Raw genomic sequence first — 6,859 nt, forward strand, 5'->3', positions numbered from 1 at the left:
AATAAGTTTGAAAACATGGGCGCGCAACTGGTTCGTGAAGTCGCTAGCCGCACTAATGATGTCGCAGGTGACGGTACAACCACTGCCACAGTATTGGCTCAGTCTATCTTGCAAGAAGGCATGAAATCAGTGGCCGCTGGCATGAACCCTATGGATCTCAAACGTGGCATCGATAAAGCCGTACGCGCCGCCGTTGAGCAAATCCATGAGCTATCTACCCCAGCTGACGATTCAAAAGCTATCGCGCAAGTCGGTTCAATCTCAGCCAACTCAGACACCAAAATCGGTGAGCTTATCGCTCAAGCGATGGAAAAAGTCGGCAAGCAAGGCGTCATCACTGTTGAGGAAGGCTCAAGCTTTGAAGATACGCTAGAAGTCGTCGAAGGTATGCAGTTTGATCGCGGTTATATCAGCCCGTACTTTGCTAATAAGCAAGATAGCTTAACAGCTGAGTTTGAAAACCCATATATCTTGCTCGTTGACAAAAAAATCGGCAACATCCGTGAGATCGTGCCACTACTAGAGCAAGTGATGCAGCAAAGCAAGCCACTACTTATCATCGCAGAAGACGTTGAAAACGAAGCTTTGGCAACCTTGGTTGTCAATAACATGCGTGGTGGCCTAAAAACGTGTGCCGTAAAAGCACCAGGTTTTGGTGATCGTCGTAAAGCTATGCTAGAAGATATCGCAACCTTGACTGGCGCTACAGTGATCTCTGAAGAGATTGGTCTAAGCTTAGAGACGGCGACCCTTGAGCAGCTCGGTACCGCTAAGAAAGTCACTGTCGGTAAAGAAAACACCGTTATCGTTGATGGTGCGGGTCAAAAAGCTGACATCGAAAATCGCGTCGAGTCTATCAAACGTCAAGTTGAAGAATCTACCTCTGACTACGATAAAGAAAAGCTACAAGAGCGTATGGCAAAACTTGCTGGCGGCGTTGCCGTTATCAAAGTTGGCGCGGCGACTGAAACTGAAATGAAAGAGAAAAAAGATCGCGTTGATGATGCCTTGCATGCTACTCGTGCTGCGGTCGAAGAAGGCGTTGTCCCAGGCGGCGGCGTAGCACTCGTTCGCGCTTTGAACGCACTATCTGAGCTCAAAGGCGATAACGCCGATCAGAATGCGGGCATCAACATTTTGCGCCGTGCGATGGAAGCACCGCTACGTCAAATCGTTACTAACTCAGGTGAAGAAGCCTCAGTTGTTGTTAATGCGGTCAAGCAAGGCAGCGGTAACTACGGTTATAATGCGGCGTCTGGCGAGTACGGCGATATGCTAGAGATGGGTATCCTTGATCCTGCAAAAGTTGCGCGCTCAGCACTAGAGAATGCAGCATCGGTTGCTGGTCTCATGCTCACGACCGAAGTCATGATTACTGACTTACCACAAGGTGATGACGGCATGGCTGCTATGGGCGGCGGTGCTGGAATGGGCGGTATGGGTGGAATGGGCGGCATGATGTAATTTATGCCTCGACTAAATTTGTACGACGTTGTTAACCTCGCTCGATGTACTATCAGTATAATCTTCACTCGGTTGCCTAGTCGTACGGCTTTAGTCAACTCATAAAGCGTTTTTCACTAGAGTTGTAAGTATTTTTGTGAAAACGTTTGAACTATTAAAAGCTCTGTTATCGAAAGATAGCAGGGCTTTTTTGTGTTTGATTTAAGGTAATAATTGGTATTGTGTAGAAAAACCGAAATAAGAATAACTGACCAAAATTACCCATTACTTAATAATATTAGTATTACTAATATTAATTTAAATTTTCAATTAATAATTTATTAGGATATAGTTGATATAGCGAATATATTCGCTAATAGTGTTTTAACTTAGAAGGAATGAATTAATTCAAAAGGAATTCAAAATGAAGATTTTATCGATTGCAATGGTAGCATCAGCCCTAGTGCTAGCTTCTGCTAGTAGTTCAGCTGATCCTAGTTTAGATAGGTTTAAAATGCAAAAGCCGATGGAGATGTCTAGCGTTGCTCATTCTAAAGTTATGCAGTTATCATTTAACAATAAAGAGCGCTACACAAGCGAAAAAGAAATTTATGAAAAAGTGATGAGAGGTGCCAAAGCAAACGGCTTTGAGCTTAAAGAAGTAGAAGCAATGAAAATCGCTCACATCGTTGACGGCGCTTTAGACAATGAGCCACCAGAAGCGGCTTCTATTAATATAAAAGTCACTATCCATTTAAAACGACCAATCAAAATAGAAGTTGAGATTTCCTTGTAATACGGTGAATACAAATCTATTGTTAATAAGCTACTTACTATGAATGACTTACTTATTCCTCCAAAATAAAGCCTTAGTAATATTTCCTATATTAGGGCTTTATAGTTAAAGCTCATCAAATCTTCTATTGATCCGCTGCATTCCTTCTAAGAACCCAAGCCTTATCATCAAGTACTTCTTGATCATAGCAATATTCTGTCAAATCCAAATAAACTTATTATGTGTCTTGCTACTCACGAATGATCGAGCGAGACATTGTACTGCTAGTCGGTATAAAAAAATCTCACACAAAAATAGGTAAAGTTGTCTTATTGATTACCTTTCTCACCGATAGATGAGTGTGTATATCTTTTACGCTAGCAAGCTTGTGTAGCTTACGGGTGAACCGCTCATAACCATCGAGATTGGGGCTCACTACCTCTAGTAAATAATCGTAAGAACCCGATACCACATGTCCATTAATCACCTCGTCCATATTGGACAGAGCGCGTTCGAAGGCTGCGATAGATTCTTCTTGGTGGCTGTTGAGACTGACTTCCACAAAGAAACTCATCGCAATACCCGCTTTGGCTTTATTTACGTTCGCTTGATAGTTCTCTATATAGCCTTCGTCTTCCAAACGCTTTAGGCGTCGCGCGCAAGGAGACGGCGACAGCCCTATACGTTCGGACAGTTCCGCCGTAGATAAGCGCGCTTCTTTTTGGAGCACTTCCAAAATATGGCGATCGATTTTATCCATAATTTACCTTTTGGCTTTTTAAGCCAATAATTTTGATTTAGTTAGCATTATCCACCAAATATTTGCAAAATTGCAATGAATAAATAAAGATAAAAGCGCGTATTTTAATCGATAATTGGTCTTTGTATAGCAGCATAAGACACGACTATGAATACGATATTCCACCCCTCATCGCGCAAAAATCCTTTGTTTGTAATGTCGCCACTAACCAAAGGCTATGTGGCGATGAGCGTCGTATTGTTGATTTGGTCAGGATTTGCTTTGACTGTGCGAGCGGTTAGTGCCTCGTCGCTAACTATTGCGGATGTCATGCTCATTCGCTTCAGTGTACCGCTGGTATTATTGACTCCTTGGGTACTCTCTAGTTGGCATGAAGTAAAAAACATAAGACTGCCAGATATCATGTTTGTTTTACTTGGTGGCGTGCCTTTTCTTTTATTAGCCGCTTTTGGTGCAAGTACGGTACCAGCAGCTTACGTTGGTACTATTTTGACAGGTACGCCAGTCTTCTTTGCCGCAATATTGTCTTTTATTTTTTATCGTCAACGAATATCATTGAGGAAATTTGCCGCATTAATCCTTATTCTCTTTGGTATCGCGACTATGATTGGCGGGCGTGCACAGTCAGTGCCTAATAGTCTTCTGTACGGTGTGGGGTTATTGTTGATGGCAAGCCTGATTTGGGCGGGTTATACCTTGGGGTTAAAAAGCACCAAGTTAAGTCCAATAGCTATCGCTATCGTGCTCTCTTATACCTCGTTTTTTCTGACATTGATGATGGTTCTGTCTGGCATTGTGGAAACGAATATAGGTTCTGTGTCTTTTGATGAAGCGCTTCCGTTTATCTTAGTACAAGGACTTGGTGTAGGGGTGGTATCAACCATTGCGTTTTCTTATGCAGTCAAAAAGCTGGGCTCCATTCGTACCTTATTACTTGGCTCTTTGTCCCCAGGATTAACCGCTATACTGGCTACGCTGATACTTAATGAGTCTCTATCAGTCATTATGATATGCGGCATCGTACTCAGTACCATTGGCGTCATCTTGTCCAATCGAGCGCAATAAATTAATTAAGGAAATATCATGATGTTAGATAATATGCCTGTTATCAACGGTGATCCATTGTGGGCATTGTTAGGTAGGTTTCGTACTGACCAGCGCAAACATAAAATAGATCTATTGGTTGGTGTCTATCGGGATGAGTATGGCAATACGCCTGTGATGAAAACCGTGCAAGACGCAGAAATGCATCTTGCTCATGAAGCTCATTCAAAAGCTTATGGCATGCTATCGGGTAACGCTAATTTTAACCAGCAAATGGCAAGATTTGTACTGGGTGACAGTCCAAGTCTAAAAGACCAGTGCACGATTCAGACGGTTGGGGCATCAGGTGCATTACGACTCATTGCGGATTTGATCGCCACGCTCTCTCCAGATTCAACCGTCTGGATCAGCGACCCTGGTTATATCAATCATCGTCCGCTGATGGAAGGTGCTGGGTTAACAGTGGATACGTATCCGTGGCAAAATAAAAATGGCCAGTTAGACATTGATGCGTGTTTTGCCGCGCTAGAGAAAGCAAAAGAAGGGGACGTGCTGTTATTACATGCGTGCTGTCACAACCCTACCGGTATAGACCCTTCTTTAGAGCAGTGGCAACTGTTTTCTGATGTGTGTAAACAGAAAAATATTGTGCCGTTTATTGATATAGCGTATCAAGGTTTTGGAGATGATCCTGATACTGATGCTGCAGGGCTTTGTTTAATGATTGAAGACTCTGACTTTGCATTTATCGCCGCCAGCTGTTCAAAAAATATGGGTCTATACAATGAGCGGACGGGTATTGCTACGGTGATGACGACGAACCATGAGCGTCACGCAGATATACAGACACTCTTAGAAACTATTACACGCGCCAATTACTCCATGCCGCCCAATCACGGCGCCGCAGTGGCTTCTTATTTACTAGACAAACCAGACGATTGGCTAATAGAGCTAGCAGGCTACCGTAGTAGGGTAGATACTATTCGCCAAGCATTAGGCGCAGCATTAAAAGATAGGGGTGCACCTGCAGAGTTTTTGGACATTTTGCACCAAAAAGGTATGTTTTCTCTATTACCGCTAACCAAAAATCAAATGTTAGTATTGCAAGATGAGTTCGCTATCTACGGTATGCCAAATGGTAGAATCAATATTGCAGGTTTGAAAATGACGGAAATCCCTCAACTGGCTGACGCTATCATGTCGATTATTTCACGTTAGAGGTTAATTTTTATCGCTCAGTACAATGGTTTTATCCATCAATCGCCACAGCAAGAAGGACACGACTATTTATACTTTATATTGGGATAAGGGTGGCGCTAATATGGCTACCCATGCTGTCTTTGAGGAGTTAGGCGCGTCTTATGAAATGATAGAAATAGACCTGTCTAAGAACATGCAAAAATCAGCTGAGTATCTAGCCATTAATCCAAATGGCAAAGTACCTACGTTGGTGCATCAGGGGCAGGTCATTTATGAGTCTGCGGCAATTTTAATGTACGTGTTAGATCAGCACTCAGAGTCTGGGCTAGCACCTGACATAGGATGCCCTAGGCGCGGTGTTTATTACCAATATTTGTTTTGGATGTCTTCTACCCTACAAGAAGCTGCTAATCGCTGGGCACATCCCGAGCAGTACATCAACGGCGAGCACAATTTGCAGCAAGTGAAAGATAAAGCGAATGATGTACTAACCCACTGCTGGGATATTGTTGAAAAAGGATTAGTAAATAATGGTCCATGGTTGTTAGGCGATAAATTAAGTGGTGCTGATTTTCATTTATTTATGATTGCTCATTGGAGTCAGCAATATGCGAGTCGAGCTCAAGACTGGATACACATAAATGCACACTATCAAGCCATGCTAAACCGCGCCTCGGTACAGGAAATGATGGCACAAGAAGGATTGTTGTAATCTGTTCATATGTTCAACTAAAGGATATCTGATGACTGGGCTAGAAGCACTGAATGCAATGCTCCTAGTAACTGTAGTAAATGTATTTTTTATATCAAGCTACTGGCTTGATTCATCTCGTCTAAACGTCCACGTCTTATCATCAGACGCGTCTTCACAGTAGTAATACCCTGCCAAATCAAACTGCTTTAGCTGCTCAGCATTGGTCAGCTTATTATCTGCTGCATATTTGACCATTAGTCCACGGGCTTTTTTGGCATAAAAGCTAATTACTTTATATTGACCATTTTTCTCGTCTTCAAATCGTGGCGTGATGATATCTGCCTTTAGTGCTTTTTTCTTTACCGCCTTAAAGTATTCATTGGAAGCCAGATTAACCAATACCTTGTCATCGCTGTCAGCCATACGCGCATTGATAACGTTAGTGACTTCCTCACCCCAAAACTCATAAAGATTGTCACCGCGCTCATTGTTGAGCTTAGTGCCCATCTCAAGTCTGTACGGTTGGATCAAGTCTAAGGGTTTGATAATGCCATATAATCCTGACAAAATCCCTAAATGCTTATTAACATAGATAGCCGTATCTTTGTCCATATGATACATATCAAGTCCGGTATAGACGTCACCGTCGAATAGGTAGCCGGCGGGTTTGGCATTGTCATCATTGAAGGGTTTGTCCGTATCCCATTGCCACTCTTGATTGCGCTTAGCATTTAGCTGCGCTAAATCATCAGAGATGCTCATAAGCTCCTGCAAGTCCATTGGCTCCTTGGTCTTAAGCGATTTCATTAAGGTCTGCGAGTGCGCAATGAGCTCAGGCTGGCTGTAGTAGTTGCCAATGTTCACAAGAACGGCATCAGTCTCATTTAAAGATTTGGCAGGAGAGAGAACAAAATACATAGTGATTCCCTTTAAGTAATAATTA

General features: G+C 42.7%; 7 protein-coding genes. 5 read left to right on the forward strand and 2 right to left on the reverse strand.

Going from position 1 to position 6,859, the window contains the following annotated elements:
- The coding region (gene groL, locus ACTXGO_RS07990; protein ID WP_443573980.1) for a chaperonin GroEL at positions 1-1,464 on the forward strand (1,464 nt) is incomplete at its 5' end.
- 403 nt (positions 1,465-1,867) lie between these two features.
- The gene (locus ACTXGO_RS07995) at positions 1,868-2,239 is read left to right on the forward strand and encodes a hypothetical protein (protein WP_165598235.1); all 372 of its coding nucleotides are present in this window, start codon (positions 1,868-1,870) and stop codon (positions 2,237-2,239) included.
- 283 nt (positions 2,240-2,522) lie between these two features.
- Here ACTXGO_RS07995 and ACTXGO_RS08000 read toward each other — a convergent pair whose 3' ends face one another.
- Positions 2,523-2,978, reverse strand: a complete 456-nt coding sequence (locus tag ACTXGO_RS08000; protein WP_057758867.1) for an Lrp/AsnC family transcriptional regulator — start codon at positions 2,976-2,978, stop codon at positions 2,523-2,525.
- 147 nt (positions 2,979-3,125) lie between these two features.
- Between ACTXGO_RS08000 and ACTXGO_RS08005 the strand changes: the two genes are divergently transcribed.
- The 3 genes from ACTXGO_RS08005 to ACTXGO_RS08015 are packed head-to-tail and all read left to right on the forward strand — an operon-like array spanning position 3,126 to position 5,934.
- The gene (locus ACTXGO_RS08005) at positions 3,126-4,043 is read left to right on the forward strand and encodes a DMT family transporter (RefSeq protein ID WP_443542538.1); all 918 of its coding nucleotides are present in this window, start codon (positions 3,126-3,128) and stop codon (positions 4,041-4,043) included.
- A gap of 18 nt (positions 4,044-4,061) precedes the next feature.
- Entirely contained in the window at positions 4,062-5,240 is a 1,179-nt protein-coding gene (locus tag ACTXGO_RS08010; protein WP_443542537.1) for an amino acid aminotransferase, read from the forward strand.
- A gap of 25 nt (positions 5,241-5,265) precedes the next feature.
- Positions 5,266-5,934 (forward strand): glutathione S-transferase family protein, encoded by a 669-nt coding sequence (locus ACTXGO_RS08015; protein ID WP_443542535.1) that lies wholly within the window; start codon positions 5,266-5,268, stop codon positions 5,932-5,934.
- A 99-nt stretch (positions 5,935-6,033) separates the two neighbouring features.
- On the opposite strand, the gene yaaA is transcribed toward ACTXGO_RS08015, so the two are convergent.
- A complete protein-coding gene (yaaA, locus tag ACTXGO_RS08020; protein WP_443542533.1) occupies positions 6,034-6,834 on the reverse strand; it encodes a peroxide stress protein YaaA in 801 nt (266 codons plus the stop codon).
- Positions 6,835-6,859 lie beyond the last annotated feature (25 nt).

The organism is Psychrobacter sp. T6-1, assembly GCF_052258445.1.